Origin of the sequence: Nonomuraea sp. NPDC005730, from assembly GCF_040630865.1 — a bacterium.
Classification (GTDB): domain Bacteria; phylum Actinomycetota; class Actinomycetes; order Streptosporangiales; family Streptosporangiaceae; genus Nonomuraea.
This window is the reverse complement of record NZ_JBEXYK010000004.1, coordinates 150,263-175,825: the sequence shown is the minus strand read 5'-3', so window position 1 is coordinate 175,825 and position 25,563 is coordinate 150,263. Positions and strand designations below refer to the sequence as shown.

Annotated in this window: 24 protein-coding genes and 1 pseudogene; 9 read left to right on the top strand and 16 right to left on the bottom strand. The window is 72.8% G+C overall.

Going from position 1 to position 25,563, the window contains the following annotated elements; all coding sequences use genetic code 11:
• Positions 1 to 5: 5 nt before the first annotated feature.
• Genes ABZ444_RS08250 through ABZ444_RS08240 form a run of 3 tightly spaced genes read right to left on the bottom strand, consistent with a single transcriptional unit; the run spans position 6 to position 4,839 of the window.
• Positions 6 to 3,212, bottom strand: coding sequence for a BTAD domain-containing putative transcriptional regulator (locus ABZ444_RS08250; protein WP_357994278.1), 3,207 nt, complete (start codon positions 3,210 to 3,212; stop codon positions 6 to 8).
• A gap of 32 nt (positions 3,213 to 3,244) precedes the next feature.
• Entirely contained in the window at positions 3,245 to 3,775 is a 531-nt protein-coding gene (locus ABZ444_RS08245) for an NlpC/P60 family protein (protein ID WP_357994276.1), read from the bottom strand.
• Between the two features lie 53 nt (positions 3,776 to 3,828).
• A complete protein-coding gene (locus ABZ444_RS08240; RefSeq protein WP_357994274.1) occupies positions 3,829 to 4,839 on the bottom strand; it encodes a lysozyme in 1,011 nt (336 codons plus the stop codon).
• Between the two features lie 251 nt (positions 4,840 to 5,090).
• On the opposite strand from ABZ444_RS08240, the gene ABZ444_RS08235 reads away from it, so the two are divergent.
• Genes ABZ444_RS08235 through ABZ444_RS08225 form a run of 3 tightly spaced genes read left to right on the top strand, consistent with a single transcriptional unit; the run spans position 5,091 to position 7,272 of the window.
• Positions 5,091 to 6,032, top strand: a complete 942-nt coding sequence (locus ABZ444_RS08235; RefSeq protein ID WP_357994272.1) for an ATP-binding cassette domain-containing protein — start codon at positions 5,091 to 5,093, stop codon at positions 6,030 to 6,032.
• On the top strand, positions 6,013 to 6,756 hold the full coding sequence (locus ABZ444_RS08230; RefSeq protein ID WP_357994270.1) for an ABC transporter permease: 744 nt from the start codon (positions 6,013 to 6,015) through the stop codon (positions 6,754 to 6,756). Before ABZ444_RS08235 ends, ABZ444_RS08230 begins: the two co-directional genes overlap by 20 nt.
• Before the next feature lie 9 nt (positions 6,757 to 6,765).
• Positions 6,766 to 7,272 carry an NUDIX hydrolase gene (locus tag ABZ444_RS08225; RefSeq protein ID WP_357994268.1) on the top strand — a complete coding sequence of 169 codons (507 nt, stop codon included), beginning with the start codon at positions 6,766 to 6,768 and terminating at the stop codon, positions 7,270 to 7,272.
• Here ABZ444_RS08225 and ABZ444_RS08220 read toward each other — a convergent pair.
• The 3 genes from ABZ444_RS08220 to ABZ444_RS08210 all read right to left on the bottom strand — a co-directional run bounded on the left by ABZ444_RS08220 (position 7,269) and on the right by ABZ444_RS08210 (position 9,326).
• Positions 7,269 to 7,934, bottom strand: a complete 666-nt coding sequence (locus ABZ444_RS08220) for a flavin reductase family protein (RefSeq protein ID WP_352355777.1) — start codon at positions 7,932 to 7,934, stop codon at positions 7,269 to 7,271. The genes ABZ444_RS08225 and ABZ444_RS08220 overlap by 4 nt on opposite strands.
• Before the next feature lie 68 nt (positions 7,935 to 8,002).
• Complete coding sequence (locus tag ABZ444_RS08215) at positions 8,003 to 8,380, bottom strand: DUF2255 family protein (RefSeq protein ID WP_357994266.1); 378 nt, start codon at positions 8,378 to 8,380, stop codon at positions 8,003 to 8,005.
• A gap of 70 nt (positions 8,381 to 8,450) precedes the next feature.
• The gene (locus ABZ444_RS08210; protein WP_357994264.1) at positions 8,451 to 9,326 is read right to left on the bottom strand and encodes a LuxR C-terminal-related transcriptional regulator; all 876 of its coding nucleotides are present in this window, start codon (positions 9,324 to 9,326) and stop codon (positions 8,451 to 8,453) included.
• A gap of 86 nt (positions 9,327 to 9,412) precedes the next feature.
• Between ABZ444_RS08210 and ABZ444_RS08205 the strand changes: the two genes are divergently transcribed.
• Positions 9,413 to 11,029, top strand: a complete 1,617-nt coding sequence (locus tag ABZ444_RS08205; protein ID WP_357994262.1) for an AMP-binding protein — start codon at positions 9,413 to 9,415, stop codon at positions 11,027 to 11,029.
• A 166-nt stretch (positions 11,030 to 11,195) separates the two neighbouring features.
• Positions 11,196 to 13,688 (top strand): cytochrome c oxidase assembly protein, encoded by a 2,493-nt coding sequence (locus ABZ444_RS08200; protein WP_357994260.1) that lies wholly within the window; start codon positions 11,196 to 11,198, stop codon positions 13,686 to 13,688.
• Here ABZ444_RS08200 and ABZ444_RS08195 read toward each other — a convergent pair.
• The gene (locus ABZ444_RS08195) at positions 13,672 to 14,652 is read right to left on the bottom strand and encodes a YafY family protein (protein ID WP_357994258.1); all 981 of its coding nucleotides are present in this window, start codon (positions 14,650 to 14,652) and stop codon (positions 13,672 to 13,674) included. The genes ABZ444_RS08200 and ABZ444_RS08195 overlap by 17 nt on opposite strands.
• A gap of 59 nt (positions 14,653 to 14,711) precedes the next feature.
• On the opposite strand from ABZ444_RS08195, the gene ABZ444_RS08190 reads away from it, so the two are divergent.
• Positions 14,712 to 15,281, top strand: coding sequence for a DinB family protein (locus tag ABZ444_RS08190; RefSeq protein WP_357994256.1), 570 nt, complete (start codon positions 14,712 to 14,714; stop codon positions 15,279 to 15,281).
• A 140-nt stretch (positions 15,282 to 15,421) separates the two neighbouring features.
• Here the strand turns inward: ABZ444_RS08190 and ABZ444_RS08185 are convergent, their stop codons facing one another.
• On the bottom strand, positions 15,422 to 16,948 hold the full coding sequence (locus tag ABZ444_RS08185) for an FAD-dependent monooxygenase (RefSeq protein WP_357994254.1): 1,527 nt from the start codon (positions 16,946 to 16,948) through the stop codon (positions 15,422 to 15,424).
• Positions 16,949 to 17,324: 376 nt separating this feature from the next.
• Here ABZ444_RS08185 and ABZ444_RS08180 point away from each other — a divergent pair, with 376 nt between their 5' ends.
• The 3 genes from ABZ444_RS08180 (at position 17,325) to ABZ444_RS08170 (ending at position 21,946) form a co-directional block, all read left to right on the top strand.
• Entirely contained in the window at positions 17,325 to 18,722 is a 1,398-nt protein-coding gene (locus ABZ444_RS08180; RefSeq protein ID WP_357994252.1) for a glutamate decarboxylase, read from the top strand.
• Between the two features lie 180 nt (positions 18,723 to 18,902).
• Positions 18,903 to 19,637, top strand: coding sequence for an ABC transporter ATP-binding protein (locus tag ABZ444_RS08175; protein ID WP_357994250.1), 735 nt, complete (start codon positions 18,903 to 18,905; stop codon positions 19,635 to 19,637).
• Positions 19,634 to 21,946 carry an ABC transporter permease gene (locus ABZ444_RS08170; protein WP_357994248.1) on the top strand — a complete coding sequence of 771 codons (2,313 nt, stop codon included), beginning with the start codon at positions 19,634 to 19,636 and terminating at the stop codon, positions 21,944 to 21,946. The genes ABZ444_RS08175 and ABZ444_RS08170 overlap by 4 nt, the downstream gene beginning before the upstream one ends.
• A gap of 8 nt (positions 21,947 to 21,954) precedes the next feature.
• Here the strand turns inward: ABZ444_RS08170 and ABZ444_RS08165 are convergent, their stop codons facing one another.
• The 8 genes and pseudogenes from ABZ444_RS08165 to gvpJ all read right to left on the bottom strand — a co-directional run.
• Positions 21,955 to 22,266, bottom strand: coding sequence for a gas vesicle protein K (locus tag ABZ444_RS08165; RefSeq protein ID WP_357994246.1), 312 nt, complete (start codon positions 22,264 to 22,266; stop codon positions 21,955 to 21,957).
• Entirely contained in the window at positions 22,250 to 22,489 is a 240-nt protein-coding gene (locus tag ABZ444_RS08160; protein WP_357966755.1) for a gas vesicle protein, read from the bottom strand. Before ABZ444_RS08160 ends, ABZ444_RS08165 begins: the two co-directional genes overlap by 17 nt.
• Positions 22,476 to 23,258, bottom strand: a complete 783-nt coding sequence (locus ABZ444_RS08155) for a GvpL/GvpF family gas vesicle protein (protein ID WP_357994244.1) — start codon at positions 23,256 to 23,258, stop codon at positions 22,476 to 22,478. The genes ABZ444_RS08160 and ABZ444_RS08155 overlap by 14 nt, the downstream gene beginning before the upstream one ends.
• Positions 23,248 to 23,628, bottom strand: a complete 381-nt coding sequence (locus ABZ444_RS08150; protein WP_357967450.1) for a gas vesicle protein — start codon at positions 23,626 to 23,628, stop codon at positions 23,248 to 23,250. Before ABZ444_RS08150 ends, ABZ444_RS08155 begins: the two co-directional genes overlap by 11 nt.
• A gap of 26 nt (positions 23,629 to 23,654) precedes the next feature.
• Complete coding sequence (locus ABZ444_RS08145; protein ID WP_357994242.1) at positions 23,655 to 24,017, bottom strand: gas vesicle protein; 363 nt, start codon at positions 24,015 to 24,017, stop codon at positions 23,655 to 23,657.
• Between the two features lie 43 nt (positions 24,018 to 24,060).
• Positions 24,061 to 24,249 (bottom strand): gas vesicle protein GvpG, encoded by a 189-nt coding sequence (locus tag ABZ444_RS08140; protein ID WP_352320939.1) that lies wholly within the window; start codon positions 24,247 to 24,249, stop codon positions 24,061 to 24,063.
• A 79-nt stretch (positions 24,250 to 24,328) separates the two neighbouring features.
• Positions 24,329 to 25,132 (bottom strand): GvpL/GvpF family gas vesicle protein, encoded by an 804-nt coding sequence (locus ABZ444_RS08135; RefSeq protein WP_357994240.1) that lies wholly within the window; start codon positions 25,130 to 25,132, stop codon positions 24,329 to 24,331.
• A gap of 214 nt (positions 25,133 to 25,346) precedes the next feature.
• A pseudogene (gene gvpJ, locus ABZ444_RS08130) lies at positions 25,347 to 25,553 on the bottom strand (gas vesicle protein GvpJ); the annotation flags it as partial.
• Positions 25,554 to 25,563 lie beyond the last annotated feature (10 nt).

Here is a 25,563-nt window from a genome sequence, read left to right as displayed (position 1 = left end):
ACCGCTCAGCGGCGCGCCCGGCGGCGGGCCGCCTGCGCCCAGTGGGGCGAGCCGACGCGCTCGGCGACCTTCAGAGCCTGCGCGTAGTGGCCCTCGGCCGGCAGCCCGAGCAGCTCGGCCAGGTCGCCGAGCACCAGCGCGACCGGCCCGAGCGTGACCGACCCGCTGCTCATCCCGGCCAGCTCGGCCGCCCACGGCAGCAGGACGCGGTAGGAGCGTCCGGCCACCTCGCGGTCCTCCAGGGCGACGGCGGTCCGGCCGCGCAGCGCCTGCCACATCAGCCAGTAGTAGTTGCGCGGCAACCAAGACTCGGGCCGCCACACCCGCCGGGCCGCGTCGAGCTCGCCCGCGGCCGCCAGCGCCCCGGCGTAGATCTCGTGCACGGTGTCGCTGTTCACGCGTTCCCGGATGGCGGCCAGCTCGTCGAGGGAGTCGCGGACGTTCCCGCGGGCCATCCGGACGGCGAACCTGCCCAGAGCGCCCATGGCCCGCGCGTTGACGCCGCCGCGCTCGGCCATCTGCTCGGTGAGCCCGGTGTAGACGGCCTCCGCCTCGTCGAACTCGCCCTCGACCAGCTTCCGCAGCGCGCCGAACAGCGCCAGGATGGCCAGCGACATGCCGAGCTGGCCGCTGGTGGACACCGCCACGCCGCTGTCGGCGTGCCGCCTGGCCGCCTCCAGGTCGGTGCGTCCGAGCGCGGCCATGAGCAGCGCGCAGTGGCCCAGCGTGAGGTAGCCGACGAGCCGGTGGGTGCGGCCCAGTTCCAGCAGCTCGGCGCCGACGGCCTCCAGCTCGTCCCGCCGTTCGGGGCTGAGCACGGCGAAGTAGCGGGCGTTGAGCGCCAGGCAGAGCAGGTCGGGACGGCCGAGGCGGCGGGCCAGGGCCACGGCCTCGGCGCCGGCGGCGTCCACGCGGTCGTCGTCGTGCCCCTCCAGCTCGAACACGAGCGCGGCCAGCAGGCGGCAGCGCGTCTCGTCGTCGGGTCCGGCGGCCAGCTCGCGCTCCACGGCCTCCATGAAGTCCCTGTTGTAGAGGGAGTCCACCTGGATCGTCCAGACCACGGGGGCTTCGTAGGAGGTCAGCGCGCGGGCGAGCGCGCCGCGCGGGGCGGCCAGCTCGACGGCCCGCGTCCTGGCGGCCAGCGCGCCCAGCACGTCGCCCGCGTGGCCCAGCGCCGACACCAGTCCGCACAGCAGGTCGAGCCGGGTCGCGTCGTCGGTGGCGAACTCCAGCGCGGCGCGCCACAGCGCCGCCGCCTCGCGGTGCGCGTGCAGGCCGGACGCCTGTACGGCCGCCGCCCTGGCGTACCGCACGGCGTCCGGCGCGGCGGCCTCCAGCGCGTGGTGCGCGAGAGCCGCCACGTCGTTCGGCCGCAGCCGCTCCAGCACCGACACCACGCGCCCGTGCAGCCGGGTACGGCGGATCCGCGCGGTGTCCTCGTACAGCGCCTGCCTGACCAGGACGTGCGTGAACCTGACGCGGCCGGGTCCCGGCTCGGCCAGCAGGCCCGTCATGACGCCCGCCTCCAGGCCGTCGAAGACGGTGTCCTCGTCGCCGTCGTGCAGCGCGATCAGCACGTCCACGTCGGCGTCCCGGCCGACGACGGCGGCGTTGCGCAGCACGGTCTGGGCGGTCGCGGGCAGGCGGGTGATGCGGCGGCGGATGAGGTCGCGCACGCCGGGCGGCAGCGCCTCGGCGGCCTGCGGCCCTTCGGAGGCCAGCAGGCGGGCGATCTCGCAGACGAACAGCGGGTTGCCGAGCGTGCGCTCCAGGACCGTCCGGACGGTGGCCGGGTCGAGGCCGGCGCGCTGGGAGTGGCGTTCGAGCAGCGTGGCGACGGCGGCCTCGTCGAGCCCGGCGAGCTCGACGTGCCTGCTGCCGGTGGCGAGCGCGGCCAGGGTGGCGGTCAGGTCCTCGGTGGTCTCGGCCGGACGGTAGGTGGCGACGACCAGGATCCGCGCGGCGGGGTCCAGGTGCCGCAGCAGGTGCAGGGTCTCGCCGTCGGCCCGGTGGACGTCTTCGAGCACCACGAGCAGGGGCGCGCAGCCCGCCAGGTAGCCGGCCACGGCCCTGGCGAGCTGGAACTGGTTCTGGATGGCGACGCCGTCGTTCAGGAGGGGGGCCAGGCGGGCGGCGTCGGCGGCGGCGGGCGGCCGTACGGCGGCGAGCTGCCGGACGATCTCGCTCCACGCCCAGGCGGGCGGCGCGTCACCGTCGATCTCCGGGCAGCGCCCGAACGCGACCCGCCACCCGCGCTCGGCCAGCTCGGCCGCGAACGCCTCGGCCAGCGCGCTCTTGCCCGCGCCCGGCTCGCCGCCCAGCCAGACCGTGCGCCGAAGAGGCCGCCCGGCCTCCTCCCGCAGCGCGGCCAGCTCGCGGGCCCGGCCCACGATCGCGGGCTCCTGCGTGGCCACCGGCCGTTCCTGGACGTGTTCGACGACCTCGGGCGCGTGCAGGGACTCGGATTGGCGAAGGATGTCCTGTTCGAGCGCGCGCAGGGCCGGGCCGGGATCGACGCCGAGCTCCTCGGCCAGGTTCTCGCGGGCCTGGCGCAGCACGGCCAGCGCCTCGGCCTGGCTGCCGGACCGGTAGAGGCCCAGGGCCAGCAGGCGGACGGCGTTCTCGCGCAGGGGGTGGGCGTCGGCGTGGGCGCGCAGCTCCGGCACGGCCTCGGCGTGGCGGCCCATCAGCAGCGCGGCCTCGGCGCGGTACTCGACGGCGACGAGCCTGAGCTCGGCCATCCTGGCCGCCTCGGGCGCGGCCCACTCCTCGGTGAACTCGGCGTAGGCGGGGCCCGTCCACAGGCCGAGCGCCTGGTCGAGCAGGTCGTGGGCGACGGCGCCCGCGCCCCGCTTGAGTGCCGCGCCGGCCGCGTCGATGAGGCCGGGCAGCCGCCAGGCGTCCACCGCCTCGTCGGGCAGGCAGAGCCGGTAGCCGGGCGGGGCGCTGACGATCACTGCGGCGGGGGCGCGCGGCGGCCGGTCGGGTTCGAGGACGCGGCGCAGGTTCGAGACGTAGACCTGGAGCGCGGCCAGCGCCTTGGGCGGCGGCTGCCCCTGCCACAGGTCCTCGATGAACCGGTCGGTCGAGACGAGCTGGCCGTCGGCGGCGACCAGGCGGGCGAGCACGGCGCGCTGCCTGGCGGAGCCGAGGTCGAGCCGGCGGCCGGCCATGGTGGCGTGGAGCGGTCCAAGGAGGTGTAACTGGAGCATGGCACCCTTTTCAGTACCGGTAGCGCCCGCTTTCAGTACCGGTAGAAGCCCGCGAAGTCAGCTCTTCGCCCGATATCGTCAATGCGCACCGAAGCCCCCGTCTCAGGTGCGTTCATCATCTTCCCACGACCCAGATAGATGCCCACATGATGCGTCTTGATCTTATTTTTCGTGATTTTTCCGAAGAAGACTAAGTCGCCCGGCAGGCCCCGCTCGACAGGCCGCATCCTGCGTACGTGGTCGTCGGTGTTGCCGGGGCCGAGCACGTCCCTTCCGTTGGCCAGGGCGTACACCCAGCGGGCCAGGCCGGAGCAGTCGAGGCCGCGGGTGCGCGCGGCCGGGCAGGGCTTGATCCGGCCGCTGTAGCCCAGACAGGTGCCCTTCGTGGGGCCGGGCCGCTCGCCGTGGCCGCCGCCCCACGAGTACGTGATGTCGTACCGCTCGATCTCGTACGCGATGCGCACGATCCTGGACGGCACGAACGTCGACAACGGCATGGACGCCGCGCCCGCCAGCAGGACGACCAGGGCGGTCACCACCAGGACCAGCCGCCGCCGCGCCACCCGTTTCTCCCTTAAGCCGAGATTCCGGGTTTTATCCTACCTATCGGGATTTATCAGCTTTTGAGGTTAAGTGTGACGGTTCCTACCTCGACGACCATCCCGACCTGGCCCTTCGGCTTCGGCTTGGTGGTGAAGGTGAAGGCGGCCTTCTGGCCCCGCTCCAGCTTGCCGACCACGCAGCGCACCGCCGTGCCGCTGAACTTGCACCCGGGGGCCTTGACCACCTTCTGCCCGCCGTACGCGCGCCCGGAGACCACGATGTCCTCGACGGGGTGCGGGCCGGTGTTCGTGATCGTTACCCGGTAGAGCTTCCTGCCCTTGACCAGGCCGGAGACCGACACCCGGGCGGGCGGGTTGGCCAGCAACCTGAGCTGGGACTCCGAGCCGTTGAAGGAGTTCTGGCCGCCGGCCAGCGAGCCCTTCTCCGCCGACTGCCAGAACGTGTGCCTCTTCCAGCTCTTCGGCAGCTCTCCGGGGTCGCTCCCCCAGCGGGCCAGCCAGAGCGGGTTGGCCTTGAACGCGCCGGAGTTGCCCGTGCAGGTCTGCCACCAGCTCGTGGTGGTGTAGATGATCGCGTCCCGGCCGGTCCGCTGCCGGTACTTCTTGGTGAAGTCCTTGATCCAGGTGACCATGTCCTCGGCGGACAGGTCGTAACAGTTGTTCTTGCCGTTCTTGTCCTTGTACGGATTGTCCTCGATATCGAGGACACCGGGCAGCGTCTGACTGTCGCTGGTCCAGTTTCCGCCGTTCTGCAGGAAATAGTCGGCCTGTGCTGTCCCGTCGGATTCATGCGGTTGCGCAAAGTGATAGGAGCCGCGCAGGAGCCCGGCCGTCGCGGCCCCGCCGAACTGCGCGTCGAACCGTGGGTTGCGGTAGTTCGTGCCCTCGGTGGCCTGCACGAACGCGAACTTGCCGCCGCCGGAGGCCACGCTCGCCCAGTCCACGTCGCCCGTCCAATTGCTGACGTCGACACCGGGAACACCGTCCGCCGCCTCCGCGACCCCCGTCATACCGACAGCGGCAATTACCGCAATCAACCACAAGCGTTTCACGCCCGAGATCATCGCGGAGCCACCACATACGCCGCAAGCACGGAAATATCACACCTCTTCGCGAAAAGGCGCGAAACCCCATGTCGAGGCCCGGAAATCCGCCTTCCGCAGCCACCTCCGCGGACGTCGTTTCCGCAGGTCAGGGCCGTATATGAACGTCACATTCGCGTTTGCCAAATCGATATCACCCGGCTCAGACTGAACCGATCCCCGAAAGGGCCCCCGACCAGGGGTTTCTTCGCCATGCCCAGGAGGCACCACCCATGATCCACACCCGGGGCCTCACCCGAGTGTTCAAAATGAAGAAAGAGACCGTCGAAGCCGTACGCGGCATCGACCTCGACGTCGAACCCGGCCGGCTCGTCGCCTTCCTCGGCCCCAACGGCGCCGGCAAGTCCACCACCCTCCGCCTGCTCACGACGCTGCTCCCGCCCACCTCCGGCACCGCCGTCGTCGCCGGGCACGACGTGACCCGCGACCCGGCCGGCGTGCGCTCCCGCATCGGTTACGTCGGCCAGAAGAACAGCGCGGGCGAGAGCTTCCGCGTCCGGGACGAGCTCGTCACGCAGGGCCGCTGCTACGGCCTGACCGTCTCCGACGCCGTCGCGCGGGCCGGCGAGCTGATGCGCCTGCTCGACCTGGACGACCTGGCGGGCCGCAGGCCGGGCACGCTCTCCGGTGGCCAGCGCCGCCGCCTGGACATCGCGCTCGGCCTCATCCACCGCCCCGACCTGCTGTTCCTCGACGAGCCCTCGACCGGCCTCGACCCCAAGAGCCGCGCCGACATCTGGCGGCACATCCTGCGCCTGCGCGAGGCGTACGGCACCACGATCTTCCTCACCACCCACTACCTGGAGGAGGCCGACAACATGGCCGAACGGGTGATGATCATCGACAACGGCACGATCATCGCCGACGGCACGGCCGAGCAGCTCAAGAACGACCTGGCCGGCGACACCATCACGGTCACCACGGACACCGGCCAGGACGCCGCCAGGGCCGCCGAGCTGACCGGCGGCCAAGCCGAGGGCGTCACCGTGCGCCTGCGGGTGGCGAACGCGCCCGCCGCGCTCCCCGGCTGCCTGCGGGCGCTCGACGCCGCCGGGATCAAGGTGACCGCCGCCGAGACCGCGCGCCCCACCCTTGACGACGTGTTCCTCACCCTCACCGGGAGAAGCCTCACCGATGACGACCTTCCTGCGTGACACCGCCACCGTCTTCACCCGCGAGTTCCGGCCGGTCCTGCGCGAGCCGGTCGCGCTGCTGTTCGAGATGGGCCAGCCGCTGCTGTTCCTGTTCCTGTTCGGCGCGCTGCTGGACGGCGCGGTGGGCTCGTCGTGGCAGTGGTTCGTGCCGGGCATCCTGGTCATGATGTGCCTGACCGGGCCGATGTCGGCCGGTTACACGCTGCTGGTCGAGCTGATCGGCGGCTCGCTGGAACGCATGCTGGTCACGCCGCTGAACCGGACGGCGATGCTGGTGGGCCGGGCGATGAAGGCGATGGTCGTCCTGCTGGCCCAGGCCGTGCTGATCATCGTGCTCGCCGTCCCGCTGGGGTTCGAGCTGTATCCGGCGGGCGTCCTGGCGGGGCTGGCGCAGCTCACCGTCTTCGGGGTGGGGCTGGGGGCGTTCTCGTTCGTCCTCGCCATCCGGTCGGCGCCCGGCGGGACGCTGTTCTACATCGTCAGCCAGTCGATCCTGTTCCCCCTGCTGCTGCTGTCGGGCGTGCTGCTGCCCCTGGACACCGCGCCGGGCTGGCTGCGCGCCGTCGGCACGGCGAACCCGGTCACGTACATCGTCGAAGGCCAGCGCGCGTTGTTCTCCGGCGACCTCGCGAACCCCTCCGTCCTGTACGGCACCGCGTCGGCCTGCCTGGTCGCCGCGATCGGCCTGTACCTGGGCAACCGGGCCATGCGCAAGGGCGTGTGAAATGGAGGCATGACCCGTGTGATGGCCTCCCGCACCGTGCCGTGGATCCCCGTCGAGCACCGCCTCGACGTGATCCTCTCCCCGGACCTCCCGCCCGCCGACGGCACGACCTCGGCGTTCGCGTTCGTCACCGACAGCACCGGCAGGACCCTGCTCACGTGCGTCGACCGGCCCGGACGCGGCTGGGACGTGCCGGGCGGCCACCTGGAGGCCGGTGAGAACGCCACCGAGGCCGCGGTCCGGGAGCTCCAGGAGGAGACCGGCCTGCTCCTGGAGCCGTCGGCCCTGTCGGTGTTCGCGTGGCAGCGCATCGAGCTGCTGCGCCCGGCTCCCGCCGGTTACCGCTACGCGCCGCTGACGTACATGGTGATGTTCCGGGCCCGGCTGGCGACGCCCGGCGCCGCGACCGCGCCGCCGGCCGGGTCGGAGAGCACGGGCGCGGAGTGGCTGCCCCGGGCGCGGATCAAGGAGCTGTGCGCCCACCGCACCTGGCTGCCGCTGCTGGAACGCCTCTAGAGGGTGCGCGCGCGTTCGAGGTCGGCGCTGCGGTAGTGCCGCTCCGGGATGCTCGCCAGGGTGGACGGGTGCACCTGCGGGCCCAGGCCGTACAGCTTCTGGAAGCTCATGATGAGCGGACGCCAGGCGTCGGGGTCGATGTGGTCGTCGGTGCCCTTCATGCGGATGTCCTCGTGCACCCAGACCCGCTGCACCCGCACCTCGAACGCGAGCACCCCGCCGTCGCCGACCGGATGCGTCTCCTCCACCACGACCTCCATGGCGACCGGGCACTCGGCCACCCGGGGCGCGGCCACCGTCTCCGACGGGACGGCGGTCAGCCCGGCCCGCTGGAACTTGTCCGGCACGAACCGGTAGCCGCGCTGGTGCTTGCGCTCGGGGACCGGGTCGCTCCCGGTGGTCAGCGCCAGCCGGTCCACCTGCGGGGCGAGGGCGTCGGACGGCAGGTTGAGCACGCCTTCGCCGGTCCGCACCAGATTCTGGGACGTCTTCGACCTGGCCCCGAGCCCCAGCATGCCGCGCCAGCCCAGCCAGAAGGCCGACGACATGGGGGCGAGGTTGGGGGTGCCGTCCTCGTTCACGGTGGAGATCAGGACGACGGGGGTGCCGAAGTAGAGGATGTTGGGTTCAATGCGGACGTGCTGATCCACGACAGTGTTCATGCGTCCCACTGTCGCCGCCGGTGCGGGCCGGGTGCTGGCGGCCTTCGGACCTCTCGTTGCCGGGCCGGTCAGGAGCGCGGCACGAGCCTGATCGTGGCGGCCCGCGCCTGCCCGCTGACCACCGAGTCCACGATGCTCTCCGAGTAATGGCGGTACTTGGCCCGGTACGCGGCGTCGATCCGGTCGTTGAGCTCCTGGTCGGCGTCGGCGAACGTGACGCCCTTGTCGACCCCCCCGGCCTGGATCCGGCCACGTCCGCGCTCCTGGGCGCCGCGGAACCAGGTGCCGTCCCGCCCGTTCACGGCCCGGACGTACAGGTCGTCGCCGAGGCGGACGACCCAGATCGTCACCGGGCGGCGCAGCTCGCCGTCGCCGCGCAGGGACGCGATCTGCAGCTCCTCGGCGGCGGCGATCCGGTCGAGTTCGTCGTTCGTCCAAGCAGTCATGGTGGGGGCCTACCCGGAACCGGTCGACGGCGCCGACGGGCATCGTCCGTAGTTGGTAAATCCGCCGGTGTCAGGGGAGGTAGCCGGCGCGCCTGGCCGAGACCACGCTCTCCATCCGGGTGTGGGTGCCGAGCTTGCGCATCGCGCTGCGCAGGTAGCTCTTGACCGTCTCCGGCTTCAGGTCGAGCCGCCGGCCGACCTCGGCGTTGCCGCAGCCGACCGCGACCAGCGAGAGCACGTCGAGCTCCCGGGGCGAGAGCGGGTTGGCCGGGACCGCGCCGCCGTTCGGCGAGGTCAGCCGGTCGCAGACGCCCTGCAGCCGCTCGCGCAGGACCGGGTCGGCGACCTCCTGGGCGATCGAGCGCAGCTCGGCGTGCGCCTCGCGCAGCTGCTCCCATTCGGGGCCGGCGGGCCGTTCGCGGGCGGCGCCGGTGATCGCGGCCGTCTCCAGCGCGGCCACCCGCCGCTCCACCTCCGCGCGTACGGCCAGCTCGACGCCGAGCCGGGCGGCGATCTGGTGCATGCCGTCGAGGACGCGGGTGCCGAGCGGCAGCGGCTCGCGGACGCCGCCGTAGAGCAGCCCGTAGACCGTCCCGCCCACCACGACGGGGACGGCCGCGATCGCCCGCAGGCCCTCAGCCGCCACCGGTCTGTCGTATTCGTGGCTGATGCGGGAGTCGGTGACGTAGTCCTCGACGCTGCCCGGCCGGGCGGTGACCAGGACCCGGCCGCCCAGGCCGCTGCCGGTGTGGATGGCGAGCCCGCGCAGCACGTCCGTGCGGACCCCCGTCAGCTCGGTGAGCCGCACGGCGCCGCCCGGGGCCGAGACCGCGCCGCCGAACAGGACGGGCAGCCCGACGACGTGCCGCATCCGGGTGAGGGCGGCCCGCAGCAGCACGGCGGCCTGCGGGGCCAGGGCACTCGACGGAAGATGTGTCACCGCCATGTCACCAGCATGGCACGCGGCCGGCGTCCCGCGGCTACCCCTGAACGGGGGTAGCGTGCCTCACCGCCCTGGCGGATGCTTCGGGCATGGGTGACTCACTGCTCTCCTACGCGTCCGGCGTCTCCGCGCTCCCCCTGCTGGGCGAGACGATCGGGGAGAACCTGGAACGCGCCGCGGCCCGGTACGCCGGCCGCGAGGCGCTGGTCGAGATGGCGAGCGGGCGGCGCTGGACGTACGCCGAGTTCGACGCCGCGGTGAACGAGGTGGCGCTCGGCCTGCTGGCCAGGGGCATCGCCAAGGGCGACCGGGTCGGCATCTGGGCCCCCAACTGCGCCGAATGGGTGCTGACGCAGTACGCCACCGCCAAGATCGGCGCGATCCTGGTCAACATCAACCCGGCCTACCGCGCCCACGAGCTGGACTACGTGGTCCGCCAGTCGGGCATGCAACTGCTGGTCAGCGCCGTCGAGCACAAGACGAGCGACTACCGCGCGATGCTCGCCGAGATCGGCTTCACGCGGGTGGTGTTCATCGGCGAGCCCGGCTGGGACGAGCTGGTCGAGACGGGCCGCCGTGCCGACACCGCCGCGCTGCGCGTACGGGCGGCCACGCTGTCCTTCGACGACCCGATCAACATCCAGTACACCTCGGGCACGACCGGCTTCCCCAAGGGCGCGACGCTGTCGCACCACAACATCCTCAACAACGGCTACTTCGTCGGCGAGGGCGTCGGCTACACCGAGGACGACCGGGTCTGCCTGCCGGTGCCGCTCTACCACTGCTTCGGCATGGTCATGGGCAACCTGGGCGCGACCTCGCACGGCGCCTGCGTGGTGCTGCCCGCGCCCGGCTTCGACGCCGAGGCCACGCTGCGGGCCGTGGAGAGCGAGCGGTGCACCTCCCTGTACGGCGTGCCGACGATGTTCATCGCCGAGCTGGGCCATCCGCGCTTCGCCGACTTCGACCTGTCGTCGCTGCGCACCGGCATCATGGCGGGCTCGCCGTGCCCGGTCGAGGTGATGAAGCGGGTGATCGGTGAGATGCACATGAGCGAGGTGGCGATCTGCTATGGCATGACCGAGACGTCACCCGTGTCGACGATGACCCGCCGCGACGACGGGCTGGTACGCCGCACCGAGACGGTCGGCCAGGTGATGCCGCACCTGGAGGTGAAGATCGTGCACCCGGAGACCGGGCTCGCGGTGCCCCGCGGCGAGCCGGGCGAGCTGTGCACCCGCGGCTACTCGGTGATGCTCGGCTACTGGAACGAGCCGGACAAGACGGCCGAGTCGATCGACGAGGCCCGCTGGATGCACACCGGCGACCTGGCCACCATGGACGCCGAGGGCTACGTCAACATCGTCGGCCGGATCAAGGACATGGTCATCCGCGGCGGCGAGAACGTCTACCCGCGCGAGGTCGAGGAGTACCTCTACACGCATCCCGACATCGCCGACGTCCAGGTGATCGGCGTGCCGGACGAGAAGTACGGCGAGGAGCTGATGGCCTGGATCGTCATGCGCCCCGGCACCGAGCCGCTGACCGCCGAGGCGATCAGGGACTTCTGCTCCGGCCGTCTGGCCCACTACAAGGTCCCCCGCTACGTGCACCTGGTCAACGGGTTCCCGATGACGGTCACCGGCAAGATCCGCAAGGTCGAGATGCGCGAACAGGCCGTCACCCTCCTGGGGCTCCACCCCTGACCTGCTGAACCGCGGGCGGCGGAGGCGCGTATCTCCGCGTATGCGCTGGAAGCAGACGTCGCTCGCGCCTGGCCCGGCCGAAGGCCCTGTGGGAGCATGTGGGGGCCGCGCCCGCCCCGGGTGGCGCGGCCGGGTTCCTGGCCTCCGACGACGTGGCGGGTCGGCTATGAGAGCTTCTGCCCGGACGTACGCCCTGTTCGCGGTCGGCGTGGGCGTCCTGGCACTGGTCGCGGCGCTGCGCTTCGGCGGCGGCGCCGGCACGGTGGAGGTCTTCGGGCTGCCCACCGCCGGTCCGGTCACCGACTGGGGGCTGCCGCTGGCCCGCCTGACCCTCGACCTGTGCGCGGTGGCGTGCGTGGGGACGTTGCTGGCGGCGTCCGTGCTCGCCCCGGCCGGCTCGCCCGAGTCGGCGCGATGCCTGCGCGCGGCGGGCTGGTGGGCGCTGGGGTGGGCGGTCGCCGCCCTGGCCGGTTACCTGTTCACCCTGTCCAGCTTCATCCCGATGCCGGTGCGGAACCTGCTCGCCGAGCCCGGCATGCTCGACTTCGGCACCTCACTCCCGCAGACGCAGGCGCTCCTGGTGGTGCTGGTCACGACGTTCGCGGTGGCGGTGGCCACGCTCGTGCGCCGGCTGCCCGCCTGGGTGCCGCTGGCCGTGGCGGCGTTCGGGCTGCTGCCGCCCGCCTACGTGGGCCATGCCGCCTCGGCGGCCGACCACGACATCGCCGTGTCCGCGCTGATGGCCCACCTGCTGGGGGTGTCGGTGTGGGTGGGCGGCCTGGCCGCGGTGCTGCTGCACTTCCGGCGCTCGGCCGACCTGCGGGTGGTGCTGCCCCGGTTCAGCACGATCGCGCTGTGCTGCTTCGCCGCGGTGGCCCTCTCCGGCCTGGTCAGCGCCTGGGTGCGGCTCGACACCCTGTCCGATTTGTGGCTGAGCCGGTACGGCCTGCTCCTGCTGGCCAAGGTCGCCGCCCTGGCGGTGCTGGCCTGGTTCGGCCGGCGGCACCGTCTGCGTACCGTCGCCGGCGTGGCCGACCGGGGGGTGCGGCGCACGTTCGTCCGGCTGGCCGCGGGCGAGGTGACCGTGATGGTGGCGGCGACCGGGCTGGCCGTCGGCCTCTCGCGTACCCCGCCGCCGCCCGGCGCGGGTGGCGGGCACGACCATCCCGTCCTGGAGTACGCCCTCGCGCCCTTCTCGCCCGGCGCCCTCCTCAGCGAGGTGCGCTTCGACCCGCTCGTCCTGCTGCTGCTGGCGTTGCCCGCCGCCGGTTACCTGGCCGGTCTGCGCCGGGTGCCCGGCTGGCCGGTCCTGCGCACGCTCTCCTGGCACGCCGGGCTGGCCGTGGCCGCGGTCGCGCTGTTCGGCGGCGTGGGCGGGTACGCGCGGGCGATGTCGTCGGCCCAGGCCGTGCAGCACGTCGTGCTCGCCGTCGTCGCGCCGCTCCTGCTGTGCGCGGGCGCGCCGCTCACCCTGGCCGCGCGGGCCACCGGCCCCGGCTCCCAGTACGGCCCGCTCGGCGAGCGCGCCCTCGGGCGGCGCCTCACCCGTCCCGCGCTGCTGACCGCCGCCGCCCCGGTGCTGCTCCTGCTGCTGTACGGCACGCCGTGGCTGCCCTGGTCGCTCGCCGGGTACGCGCCTCACCTGGTCACCATGGCCGTGTCCGCCGGTGTGGGCCTGCTGGTCGCCTGGGCGGTGCTCGACCTCGACCCGCTGCCCAGGCCGTTCCCGTGGGCCGCGCGGGTCCGGCTGCTGGCGGTGGCCGCCGTCGCGTACCTGGGGCTGGGGACGTACCTGCTGGTGGGCCCGGCCGTCGCGGCCGACTGGTTCGCCCTGGCGGCCCCGCCCGGGGTGCCCGACCCGCTGGCCGACCAGCGCGCGGCCGGGGCGGTGTTCCTGCTGGCGCCGCTGGCCGCCTACTCGTTCCCGGCCGTACGCCTGGCCCTGCGGCGGCAGGCCGCCCGCGCGCGGCACCCCCGTTCCGTCCTACACTCATCCCCTATGGGCGATCTCCCGGTCTACGACGTTGTCCTGTTGCCGCCGCACGACGTCAACGCCGAGGCCGTGCGCCTGAGCCGGCGCTGCGCGGAGGCCACCGCGACCGAGTTCGTCCTGCGCGAGGACGGCCTCTACCCGCACATCTCGCTCTACATGGCCAACTTCACCCCCGACCAGCTCGAGAAGGCCGTCGCGCTGCTGCGCGACCTCAGCCGGCGCACCTCCGCGACGCTCCTGGAAGGCGAGTCCTTCGCCGCCAACGAGCACGGCATGGTCGAGCTGTTCTACCGCAAGACGGACGCGATCACCCGCCTCCAGGAGGACGTCGTCGCCGCGCTCAACCCGTTGCGCACGGGCCTGCGCCACCGCGACCCGGTCGGCCGCGTGCTGGCCGACCACCGGCTCACCGCGCCGCCCACCGCCCGCGCCAACCTCGACCTCTACGGCTACGACGAGATCGGCGACCTGTTCCGCCCGCACATCACCCTCACCCGGCTCCAGCAGCCGGACCACCCGCTCGACCTGGGCCTCCTTGCCGCGCCGTCGGCCTTCACCGCCGCCTACCAGACCCTCGCGCTGTGCGTGATGGGCGAGCACGGCACCTGCACCGAGATCGTCGAGACCTTCACCCTGGACACCGCCCCCGTCACCCCGACGGCCTGACCGCCCCGGCCGCCGACAGCCTGCGGGCCAGCTCCTGGCAGCGTTCCCGCAGCTCCGGCGGGTCGAGCACCTCGAAGTCGTGGCCCAGCGCTACCACGTGCATGAGCACGTAGTCGAGGCTGCCCGCGCCGCTGACCAGCTCGCACCGGTCGTCCTCCCGTTCCCGCACGACGGCCGCCGACGCCGGGACCTGCGCGCGTACCGTGGCGGCCGGGGCGTGCAGGAGGAAGCGCGCCTGGTGCGGGTAGACCCGGCTCGCCACGCCCTCCTGCACGTACGCCGCCGCGTCGGGCGCCGGCCGCGGCCGGAACCGGAAGGTGCGCGCGGCCACCCCGGCCATCCGGTCCACCCGGAAGCTGCGCCAGTCGTCCCGGTCGAGGTCGTAGGCGAGCAGGTACCAGCGCCGGTCGGAGGTCACCAGCCGGTACGGCTCGACCCGCCGCCGCCCCACCCGCCCTCCTGACGGGTAGTCGAAGCCGGCCTCGACCTCGTCCCGGCAGGCCCTGGCCAGCGTCATGAGCACCTCGGGATCGACCGGCGCACGCCCCCCGCCGAACGACTCCACCGCCCCGGACAGCGCGCGCACCTCGTGCCGGAGCCGGGTGGGCAGCACCGTGTCGAGCTTGGCCAGCGCCCGGATCGCGGCGTCGCCTGCGCCCGCGACCGCGCTGTCCGCCCCGGCGAGCAGCGACACGGCGGTGGCGATCGCCTCCTCGTCGTCGAGCAGCAGCGGCGGCAGGTCCTGGCCGGGGCCGAGCCGGTAGCCGCCGCCGATGCCCTGGCTGGCATGTACCTGGTAGCCGAGCGCGCGCAGCCGTTCCACGTCGCGGCGTACCGTGCGCGACGTGACGCCGAGCCGTCCGGCCAGCTCGGGGCCGGTCCAGACCTGACGCTGCTGCAACAGGCCGAGCAGGGCCAGCACCCGCTCGGTCGTGCCCCGCTCCTCGCCGCCCGTCTCGTCCATGCCGCCACCTTGCCAGAAAGCGGACCGATCCTGTCCGCCAGGGGGGTGATCGTGACTCCATGGACGCACACACACTCGACTGGAACCGCACGTTGCGCGAGCAGTGGGAGTTCCACTGGAACCACCAGCTCCGGGCCCGGCTCGACGGCCTGACCGACGAGGAGTACTTCTGGTCACCGGTGCCGGACGCCTGGAGCGTACGGCCGCGCGGCACCTCCACGGCGCCCGTGCAGGCCGGCGCGGGAGGCCACACGATCGACTTCGCCTTCCCCCAGCCGGTGCCGCCGCCCTTCACCACGATCGCCTGGCGGCTCGGCCACGTCATCGTCGGCGTGCTGGCCGTCCGCAACGCCGTCCACTTCGGGGCGCCGCCGGCCTCGTACGAGACCTGGGAGTACGCCGGCGGCGCGGCCGCGGCGCTCGACCAGCTCGACACGCAGGCCGAACGGTGGCTGGCGGGCGTGCGGGACCTCGGCGAGGCCGGCCTGCGCGCGCCCATGGGCGACGCGGAGCCCTACCCGGAGGCCCCCATGGCCGACCTGGTCCTGCACGTCCACCGCGAGCTCATCCACCACCTGTCGGAGGTCTGCCTGCTACGCGACCTCCACCTCCACACGAACCACCCCTGACCGAAGGCGTCGCCCCCTCGGCCGCGGCCTGCCGGACGACGTGCCGGGACCGATGCCTTTCCGCCTGGAAGACGATCGGCCGCGCCGCCGTCGCGACAGGGGGACCGGAGGATCTGCGCACCCGGCCGGTTCGCGCGTCCTCAGGGGGCGCCGAACCAGGTGGACAGCGCCTCGCGCAGCGCGGGCGCGGCCGTGCCGGCCGGTTCGTCCGGGCCGGCTGCCCAGGCGACGTGCGCGTCCGGACGGATCAGCAGCACGTCGGCCGGGCGCTGGTCGGTCTTGGCCGTGTGCACGTCGACCCGGTCCCGCCACTCGGCCGCGACCTCGCGCAGGTCCGCGCGGTCGGCGAGGTCGAGCAGGACGGGCCGCGCGGGGTGCATGAGCTCGGCGACGCCGGTCATGCCCTGGTCGGTGTGCAGGACGAGGTCGGGGGCGAACGCGCCGGTCAGCGGGTGATGGTGCGTCCCGGGCATCGGGTAGCGGATGTCGCTGCCGGCCACCATCGCGCCCATGCGGCGCAGCGGCTGCTCGTCCGTCAGCAGCTCCTGGAAGACCTCCCGGAGCGCCTCGGCGGCCGCGTCGTGGCCGCGCCGCAGCGCCACCTGGGCGCGCGTGTGCAACATGGTGCGGGCGCCCGCCAGATGACGTTCCTCCTGGTACGTCGCCAGCAACCCGGACGGCGCCCACCCCCGCACCTCGGCGGCCAGCTTCCAGGCCAGGTTGACCGCGTCGAGCATGCCCGCGTTGAGCGCGATCCCGGTCGCCGGGAACAGGTGGGCCGCGTCCCCGGCCAGCAGGATCCGCCCGTCGCGGTACCGTTCGGCCTGCCGCGCCTTGAACGTGAACCGCGACAGCCGCAGCGCCTCCCCCACCCGCAGGTCCACGCCCACCACACGGCGCAGGCTGTCCTGGAGCTCCGGCACGGTCATCGGGACGTCGTCGTCGTACTCGGTGCTCTCGTCCTCGGTGGTGTAGAGGGAGACGACCCTGGAGTCCGGCGACGAGCCGACGCCCAGCAGGCCGCTCTCGGTCCGGGTGAAACCGGCGCGGATCGTGCCGAAGCCGGGCACGTCGAGATCGCCGTTGCCGTGCACGGTCACCTCGTCGGGCAGGGTGACCTGGGCCAGCCGGTTGACCTCCGGATAGACGGTGCCGGGGAACGCGATGCCGGCCAGCTCCCTGACCCGGCTGCGCGCGCCGTCACATCCCACCACGTACCGGGCGGTCACCTGGTAGGGGCCGTCCGGTCCGCGTACGTCCAGGGTCACCGCGGTGTCGTCCTGGCTCGCGCCGACCACCTCGTGGCCGCGGCGCAGGTCGACGCCGAGCTCGCCGGCGCGCTCCTCCAGCAGCCGCTCAAGGAGCTGTTGCGGCAGCGGCAGGGCGTGCATCGGCGGATCGGCCAGCTGGGTGAGATCCAGATGCACCCCGCCGAACGGGAACCTGGGCGCCGGCATCGGCTCGGTGCAGGCCGCCGCGAACCGTTCCAGCAGCCCCCGATACCGCAGCAACTCCAGGATCTGCCCGCCGAGCCCGCCCGCCTTGGGCACGTCCCTGCGCTGCGCCTTCCGCTCCAGCACCAACGGCCGCACCCCGGCCAGCCGCAGCTCCGCCGCCAACATGAGACCGGTCGGCCCGGCCCCCACAATGATCACATCGGTATCCATCAGTGGACATTCCTCTCATAAGCCGCCATCCGGCCGCCCACCCTATGCCGCCACACCCCACCCCGCCCTAGCCGGTCACATGAGGGACGACGACCACCTGATCATCGTCTTCGTAGATGATCCTGCCTGGATCAGCCGATTCGAGGCGCACACAGTCCACATCGTGCGCGGCGAGGATCGCCAGATACCCCGGCACCCGCTCGACGAGCCGACCAGCCGCCCCCTTGAACCAGGCCGCCGCCCCCGGGTTGACTCAAAGTGCCTCTCCTCGGTGCGTGGCCCGGCGGCTGCCGGGTAAAGCGGGCGTTGACTGACAGTAAAAACTTGCCTACTGTGAGTGCTCGACATCACAGAACTCATCGAGAAGGTGAAGCTCATGCTCAGACGAGTCGAATCCGACCGGTGGCAGGAAGCGCTCGATGTCAACCCCCTCTACAACGGGCTGGTGCCCGAGGGCGGCGTGCCCCGCTTCAAGATGCCGGCCGGCCCGATGAACCCCAGCGCGGCCCAGGCTCTCATCCGTGACGAGCTCCTTCTCGACGGCAACGCCCGGCTCAACCTTGCCACCTTCTGCACCACCTGGATGGAGCCGCAGGCCCGCGAGCTCATCGCCGAGACCCTCGACCGCAACATCGTCGACCACGACCAGTACCCGCAGACGGCCGACATCGAGGCGCGCTGCGTCAACATGCTCGACCACCTGTGGAACGATCCAAACGGCGTCAGCGTCGGCTGTTCCACGGGCGGCTCCAGCGAGGCCGCCATGCTCGGCGCGCTGGCGATGAAGTTCCAGTGGCGCGAGCGGCGCCGGGCGGCCGGGCTGCCCGTCGACCGGCCCAACCTCGTGATGGGCACCGCCGTCCACACCTGCTGGCCGAAGTTCTGCCAGTACTGGGACGTCGAGCCGCGCTGGATCCCGATCGAGGAGCCGGCCTACACGCTGTCCGCCTCCCGGCTCAGGGAGTTCTGCGACGAGAACACCATCGGCGTCGTCGGCGTGCTCGGCTCCACGCAGTGCGGCAAGTACGACCCGATCGAGCAGATGTCGGCCGAGCTCGACCGGCTGGAGGCCGAGCGCGGCCTGAAGATCCCGCTGCACGTCGACGCCGCCGTGGGCGGTTTCATCACCCCGTTCCTGGAGCCCGACCGGGTGTGGGACTTCCGGCTCCCCCGGGTGCAGTCGATCAACACCTCGGGGCACAAGTTCGGCCTGGTGTACCCGGGCGTCGGCTGGATCGTCTGGCAGGAGCCCGACGCGCTGCCCGAAGACCTGGTGCTCTCCTGCGACCTGCTCGGCGGCAACATCGACACCTTCACGCTCAACTTCTCCCGCTCCGGCGCGCCGGTCGTCGCCCAGTACTACAACTTCCTGCGGCTCGGCTTCGACGGCTACCGGGCCGTCCAGCAGACCTGCCGGGACGTCGCGACCTACCTCGGCGACGAGATCGCGAAGCTGCCCGAGCTCTCGCTCATCGCCGACGGCTCGGAGCTGCCGGTGCTCGCCGTCCGGACCACGCCCGGTTTCGACGGCTTCACCGTCTTCGACCTGGCCGAGCGGCTGAAGATGCACGGCTGGCAGGCCCCGACGTACTACCTGCCGCCCGACCTGGAGCACATCGCCGTCATCCGCTTCGTCATCCGCAACGGCTTCAGCCAGGACATTGCGGCCAAGCTGCTGGCGAACCTGCGTACCGAGGTCGAGTACCTGCGCGACAACCGGGTCCCGCGGCCGCGCACGTCCGCCGAGCAGCCGGGCGTGCCGACCGGAAGGTGAGCCGGCGCTCCCGCTGAAGGGCGATCCCCCAGATCCGGGGATCGCCCTTCTCATTTGTCGCATACGAGCCATCCAGGGCGCGGGGGAAATGCGACCGGATGTCCGGATCATGAAGACGTCATGGGCGATCGGTGATCGCGTCTCTGGTCGGTGAACGCGCAGGCCAGCAGGCTTGTACCCATGACGGACGTGGTGCGGTTGGACGCCGTGAGCAAGGTGTACGGCAAGGGCCAGGGCGCGGTCGCGGCCCTGCGTGAGGTGTCGGTGGGCATCCCGCAAGGGTCGTTCACCGCCGTGATGGGCCCCTCGGGGTCGGGCAAGAGCACGTTCCTGCACTGTGCGGCCGGGCTGGACGTGCCCACGTCGGGCTCGGTGCGGCTCGGCGGCACGGAACTGTCGGGCATGGACGAGACCAGCCTGACCGAGCTGCGCAGGCAGCGGATCGGGTTCGTGTTCCAGGCGTTCAACCTGATCCCGGCGCTGGACGTCGTCGAGAACGTCACGCTCCCCCTGCGCCTGGCCAAGGCCCGCGTGGACCGCACCTGGCTGGCGGAGATCCTGCGCAGGGTCGGCCTTGAGGGCCGGACCGGCCACCGGCCCGCGCAGCTCTCGGGCGGCCAGCAGCAGCGGGTGGCCATCGCCAGGGCGCTGGTCACCAGGCCGGAGGTGGTGTTCGGCGACGAGCCGACGGGCGCGCTGGACACGATGACCGCCCGCGACGTGCTGAGGCTGCTGCGCGAGGTGGTGGACGGCCTGGGCCAGACGGTGGTGATGGTGACGCACGACCCGGTGGCCGCCTCGTACGCCGACACCGTGCTGTTCCTGGCCGACGGCCGGATCGTGGACGCGATGACCGCACCGACCGCCGACAAGGTGGCCGAGCGCATGACCAGGCTGGGAGCGTGGACCCGATGATCACTCTGGCGTTGAGGATGTTGCGGCACAGGAAGGCCGCGTTCGCGGGCGCGTTCTTCGCGCTGCTGTGCGCCGCCGCCCTGGTGTGCGCGTGCCTGATGTTGCTGGAGACCGGCCTGCGCGGCGGCGTCGCCCCCGAGCGGTACGCCGGCGCCCCCGCGATCGTGGCCGCCGACCAGTACGTGCGCCAGACCGTCGACAAGGGCGACGGCGAGACGAAGACCAAGGCCAAGCCCCTGACGGAACGCGCCTGGCTGCCCGAGTCCGTCGTGGCGGCGATCCGGGCCGACAAGGTGGTCCCCGAGGTGACGTTCCCCTTCGGCACCTTCACCGGGCACGGCTGGGAGTCGGCCGCGCTCACCCCGTTCACCATCGCGAAGGGACGCGAGCCCAGGTCGGCGGGCGAGGTCGTCGTCGACGCGCGCGCCGGTCTCGACGTGGGCGCCGAGCTGCGCGGACACCGCGTGGTGGGCGTCACCGCGCAGGCGCTCCCGAGCCAGGACACCGTGTTCTTCAGCACCGCCGAGGCCCGCCGCCTGGCCGGTCACCCCGGCAGGGTGAGCGCGGTCGGGGTGTTCCCCGGGCTGGACCGGGCGCCCGCGGGCGCGGTGGCCTACACGGGTGACGAGCGGGGCAGGCTGGAGTTCCTGGACGCCGAGCAGGCGCGGGTCAAACTGATCAGCATGGGCGGCGCGCTGGCCGGAACGTCGCTGCTGGTCGCGATCCTGGTCGTGGTGGGCACGTTCGCGCTGTCCATCCAGCAGCGCCAGCGCGAGCTGGCCCTGCTGCGCGCCGTGGCGGCCACCCCCCGGCAGGTGCGCAAGCTGGTCGGCGGCGAGGCGCTGCTGGTCGCCGGGGTGGCCGGGGTGCTGGGCTCGGCGGCGGGCATCGGGGTCGGGTTCTGGCTGCGCGCCCAGTTCGTCTCGCTCGGGACGGTTCCGGCGAACCTCGGCCTGGTGGTCAGCCCGTTCCCGCCGCTGGCCGCGCTGCTGGCCACGGTCGGCGCCGCCTGGGTCGCGGCCCGGGTGTCGGCCCGCCGGCTGACCAGGATCCGGCCGGTGGAGGCGCTGGGCGAGGCGGTGCTGGACAGCGGCCGGGTGGCCCGGTGGCGGTTGGTGGCCGGGCCGATCGCCCTGGCCGGTGCGGTGACGCTGACGGTGGTCCTGTCGAACCTGCGTACCGAGGCGGCGGCCACGCCCGTGACGATGCTGACCGCGCTGGTCTGGACGATCGCGCTGACGCTGCTCGGCCCGGTGGTCGCGCGGGTGGCCGCGGCGGTGCTGTCGATCCCGCTGCGGGCCTCCCGGGTGGGCGGCTTCCTGGCCGCGCGCAACCTGCGCGCCAACTCGGGGGCGCTGGCCTCGGTGTTGTCGCCGCTGACCCTGATGATCGCGATGACCTGTACGATCCTCTTCGTCCAGACCACGATGGGCCACGCCGCGCAGGAGCAGGCCGACGCGGGCACCCGCGCCGAGTACGTCCTGACCGGCGTCTCCGCCGCCGAGGCGGCCAGGGTCCCCGGCGTCGAGGCCGTCACCCGGGTGCTGCGCACGACCGTCCGGGCCGGCCTGGACAAGTACGGCGCGCAGGCGGTCACCTACGACGAACGCACGATGGACCTGGGCATCGTCGCCGGCTCCATGAAGGACGTGGCCGTCAGCTCGACCGCCGCCGAACGGCTGGACGTCGAGGTGGGCGACCCGCTGAAGCTGACGCTGGGCGACGGCACCCCCGCGACGGTGACGGTCGGCGCGGTGTACACCCGCGGGCTGGGCTTCGGCGACCTGACGTTGCCGTACGACCTGGTAGCTGGCCACGTGGACGACCCCGCGGCCTCCCTGCTCGTGAAGGCGCCGGGGCTGACCGTGGACGCCCTGGCCGAGGCGCTGCCCGGGGCGTCGGTGCTGGACCGGGCGCGGGCCGCCGAGGTGAGCGCGTCGAACCCGCAGGCCACGTTCGTGGCGCTGGGCCTGATCATCGCCTTCACCGCGATCGCCGTGGTCAACACGCTGGCCATGGCCACCTCGGCCCGCTCGGGTGAGATGCGCGCGCTGCGCCTGGCCGGCACGACGCGGCGGCAGGTGCTGCGCATGCTGCGGCTGGAGACGCTGGGCGCGGTGGCCACCTCCGTCGTGCTCGGCACCGGGGCCGCGCTGGTGACGCTGGCCGCGTTCGGGGCGGGGATGACCGGGTCGGCGGTGCCGTACGTGCCGGTGGGGACGTACGCGGCGGTGGTCGGGGCGGCGGCCGTGCTGGCTCTGGCGGCCACCGCCCTGCCCGCCCGGCTCACGATGCGCTCGGCCGCGTGAGCGAACGGTCAGTCCACCGGGAGCAGGGTGCCGAGGGGGCCGAGGTCGAGGTTGAGGTCGGCGGGCGACAGCCCGAACCGGTCGCACAACTCGGCCATGGCCTCCTCCAGCCGCATGAGGGTCAGCCCCACTGCCTCCAGCTGCTCCCCGGTCAGGTCGCCGTTGTCCATCCGCCGGACGCACTGGCGCTCCACCAGCTGGCGGATCAGCTCGACCAGCGTCAGCACGAGGCGGCTCAGGTCGTGCTGCACCGAGTCGGCGTCCGTCTCCAGCCGCCACTCACCGCGTCTGGCCGCCTGCCTGTCAGTCGGGCTCGTCATGTCGCATCCCTCCTTCGACCGCGTCGCCTTCGCGCACGCTGACCAGCAGGGCCCTCAGGGAGATCCGTACGAGGTCGATGCCGGAGATGGACAGCACGAGGTCGCCGGTCACGACCGCCCCACCCGCCAGCAGGCGGTCCAGCAGGTCGACGAGCGCCACCCGCTGCTCGGGCAGGCGGCCCTGGGCGGCGAGCCGGCCTCCTCTCGGCTCAGGAGGCGTCACCGTATGCTGCCTCACCGTCCTGGTCGAGGGCGGCGAAGGAGTAGGGCGCCCAGGGGCCGACGAGCTCCACGGTGACCCCCTGTTCGCCGACGTCCTCGATCGCCTGCGCGAACTCGGCGGCGCGTTCGTCGTCCACCAGGTAGGCGCCGTTGAGCACCATCTGCTCCCGCCGTCCGGACAGCTGCGGGTCCTGGGCCCGGTGGCATCTGCCGACGACGGCGATGTCCATCAGCGCCTCGTGCACCTCCCGGGCGTGCTCGGCGGCCCGGCGCCAGTCGGCCTCCCGGCTACGCAGGGCGGCCCGGCGGCGGCTCAGGTAGGCCGCCCCCGGCGTCGCTCCCTGCGGGTCGGCCACCGGCTCCGCCCGGCCGGGAACGGCGTACGCCTTGACGCCCCACTCCCGCCGGCCGGCCACCCGCGTCAGCACCGCGTCGAACTGTTCGTGCCGCTCGTCGAGAAGCTCCCGCACCTGTGCCTCTCCCGTGTAGACGGTGACCAGCCGTACCGGCGCCGTGGGCCGGAGGGCGGCGACGGCCTCCACCACCCGGTGGTGGCTGCGCGCGGTCTCCTCCAGCCAGGCGAGGTCCTCCATCGAGCGGCGCAGCGCCTCCTCGCCGAACTCCGCCAGCGAGACCGTGCTGAGGAAGGCGGCCAGGCCCCGGTGCGCGAGCCGGCGCACGGGCGCGCCCGCCACCCCCGCCAGGCCGTCGGGCCCCTCGCCCTCGTCGCGGGTGACCGCGTAGAGGTAGACGCCCTGGTCAGTGGCCACGCTCGACCGCCTCAGGCACGTGACCGGGCGCGCGCCCGGTCGCGGGGCCGCCTTCCACCACCCGGGCGGACACCATCTCCTCAAGGGCCGCGAGACGGCGGCGCAGCTTGCGGTTCTCCTTCGCCAGCTCCTGGGTGTCGCCGGTGAGCCACGGGTCGTGCTCCCACCAGTCGATGCCCATCTCGCGGGCCGTGTCGACCGAGGCGATGAGCAGCCGCAGCTTGATCGTCAGCAGCTCGATGTCGAGCAGGTTCACCTGGATGTCGCCGGCGATCACCACGCCCCGGTCGAGCACCCGTTCCAGGATGTCGCCGAGGTTGGCCGACTCGCGGCCGCCATGGGAGGCCGGCTGGTACGAGGACCCGGGCATGTACGGGCTCGGCCGCACGTTGGCGCTCACCGCGAGCCCTCGGCGAGATCGCCGCTGCCCCGCTTGTAGCGGCGCACCCGGCGGTAGGACAGCAGGCTGCCCGCCATGTCGAGGTCGATCTCGTACAGGGCCAGGGTGTCACCGGAGGACGGGATCCGGTGGTCCTCCAGAATCTCCACGCCGACCACCCACCCGTCCTCGGACGGCTCGACCCGCGTGACGCTCTCCGCTTCCTTGCCGGTCAGCTCGGTCATCATCCGCAACCCGACCGCAGCCACCTCGGCGGCCGGCATGTTCGCCGGACGCGTACGAGGCGGCCCCTCGCCGCCGGCCTCCGCGCGCCTTGTCCCCGGCACACGCTTGTGCTCGGCTTCCTGCCTGGCAGGCACCACATCACCCCCGTACTTTTTGGTGCGGCCCCCCGCTAGCGCCTCACCAGCCGACCATCCCCCGCAAGATCTCCTCCACCGCCCGGTCCTCCTCCTCCGCGGAGATCCGGCCGTCGGCCCTGGCCTGCTCCACCTCCTCCAGGCGGCGCCGGACCACGGCCGGGTCGTGCAGCTCCCGCTCGACCTGGTCGCGCATGAGCTCGCCGAGCTTGACGACCGCGTAGAGCGGCATGAGTGGCCAGCCAAAAAGCAACGTCCCCAGTCCCAAGGATGTTCACTCCTCCCAGGCGTCGGCGTCCGTGCCGGCGCGGTCAGCTCGTGCCGACGAAGTCGTACGGCGCCATCGGTCCGAGCAGCCGCAGTTCGACGCGGCCCGACCAGCGGCGGGCCAGCTCGTCCACCGCCTGTTCGAACTCGGCCCGCCGGTCGTGCGCCACCAGCGCGGCCACGTGCGCGGCGTCCCGTTCGTGGGAGGGCTCGCGCACGGCCAGCTGTTCGCAGAGGTCCGAGAGCTCGTCCACCACCGTCGCGGTGTCCGCCTCGCGCTTGTCCGCGATCGTGCCCTCGATGATCTCGCCGAGCCGCATGCGCTCGTTGCGCGTCGCGTCCTCCGGGCGGCCGGTGATCTGCTGCCGAAGGCTCGCGGCCTCGCCGTTCTCCCGCAGGATCTCGCTCAGGATCGCGCGTTCGTCGTACCGGCCGTTGACGACGTACTGCGTCCGGCCCTCCACCTCCTGAAGGGCGTCGGCGAACTGGTCGTGGTACGGCTTCAGCAGCTCCTCCACCACGGCCTCGGAGCTCGTCAGCACAGCCCCGAACCGAAACGGCAGCACCGGCACCTCCGCCGCGGTCTGGTCGAGCAGCCGCTGGTGCGTCTGGAGGTCCCGCGGCCGGCCGAGCGGGCGGTCCGGCTCGACATCGCTCACCAGAGCGGCGATCTGGCCGAACGGCACCAGCCGCACCTGCCCCCCGGGGTCCCCCACTCCCTCGGTCCCGGGCTCCACCTCGACATCCATCGGTACGATCCCGTACACGTAGGACGCGTAGCCGTTCATGCTCGCCTGCGACGCGTCCTCGGACCCGGCGGCCTCCGCGGCCTCTCTGCGTGGCGACATCTCAGTCATCCTCCCTACGACGTGCCCGGCGCGGCTGTTCCTCGCGGTCCACGACCTCCCCCGTGAGCTCCTGCAACTCGTCGGGCTCGTCGGAGGCGGCCTCCAGTTCCCCGGCGTCAGGCTGGCTCGCCTGGCCGACGGCCCTGGCCGCCGTCACCCCCTCGACGACCTCCGGCAGCCCCTTCTCGGTGGCCGACAGGTCGAGGCGGTTGGCCGCCTCCGCGAAGCGCAGGTACGTGTCCACGCTGGCCACGACGATCCGGGTGTCGATCGTCAGCACCTCGATGCCGACGAGCGAGACCCGGACGAAGGCGTCGATGACGAGGCCCTTGTCGAGGATGGTGTCGATGACGTCCGCCAGACTTGTCCCCGCGGTGCCGCTGCTGGCCGGTGTACCGCGACCGGCAGGCTGAACGGTCATGTCGTTCCCC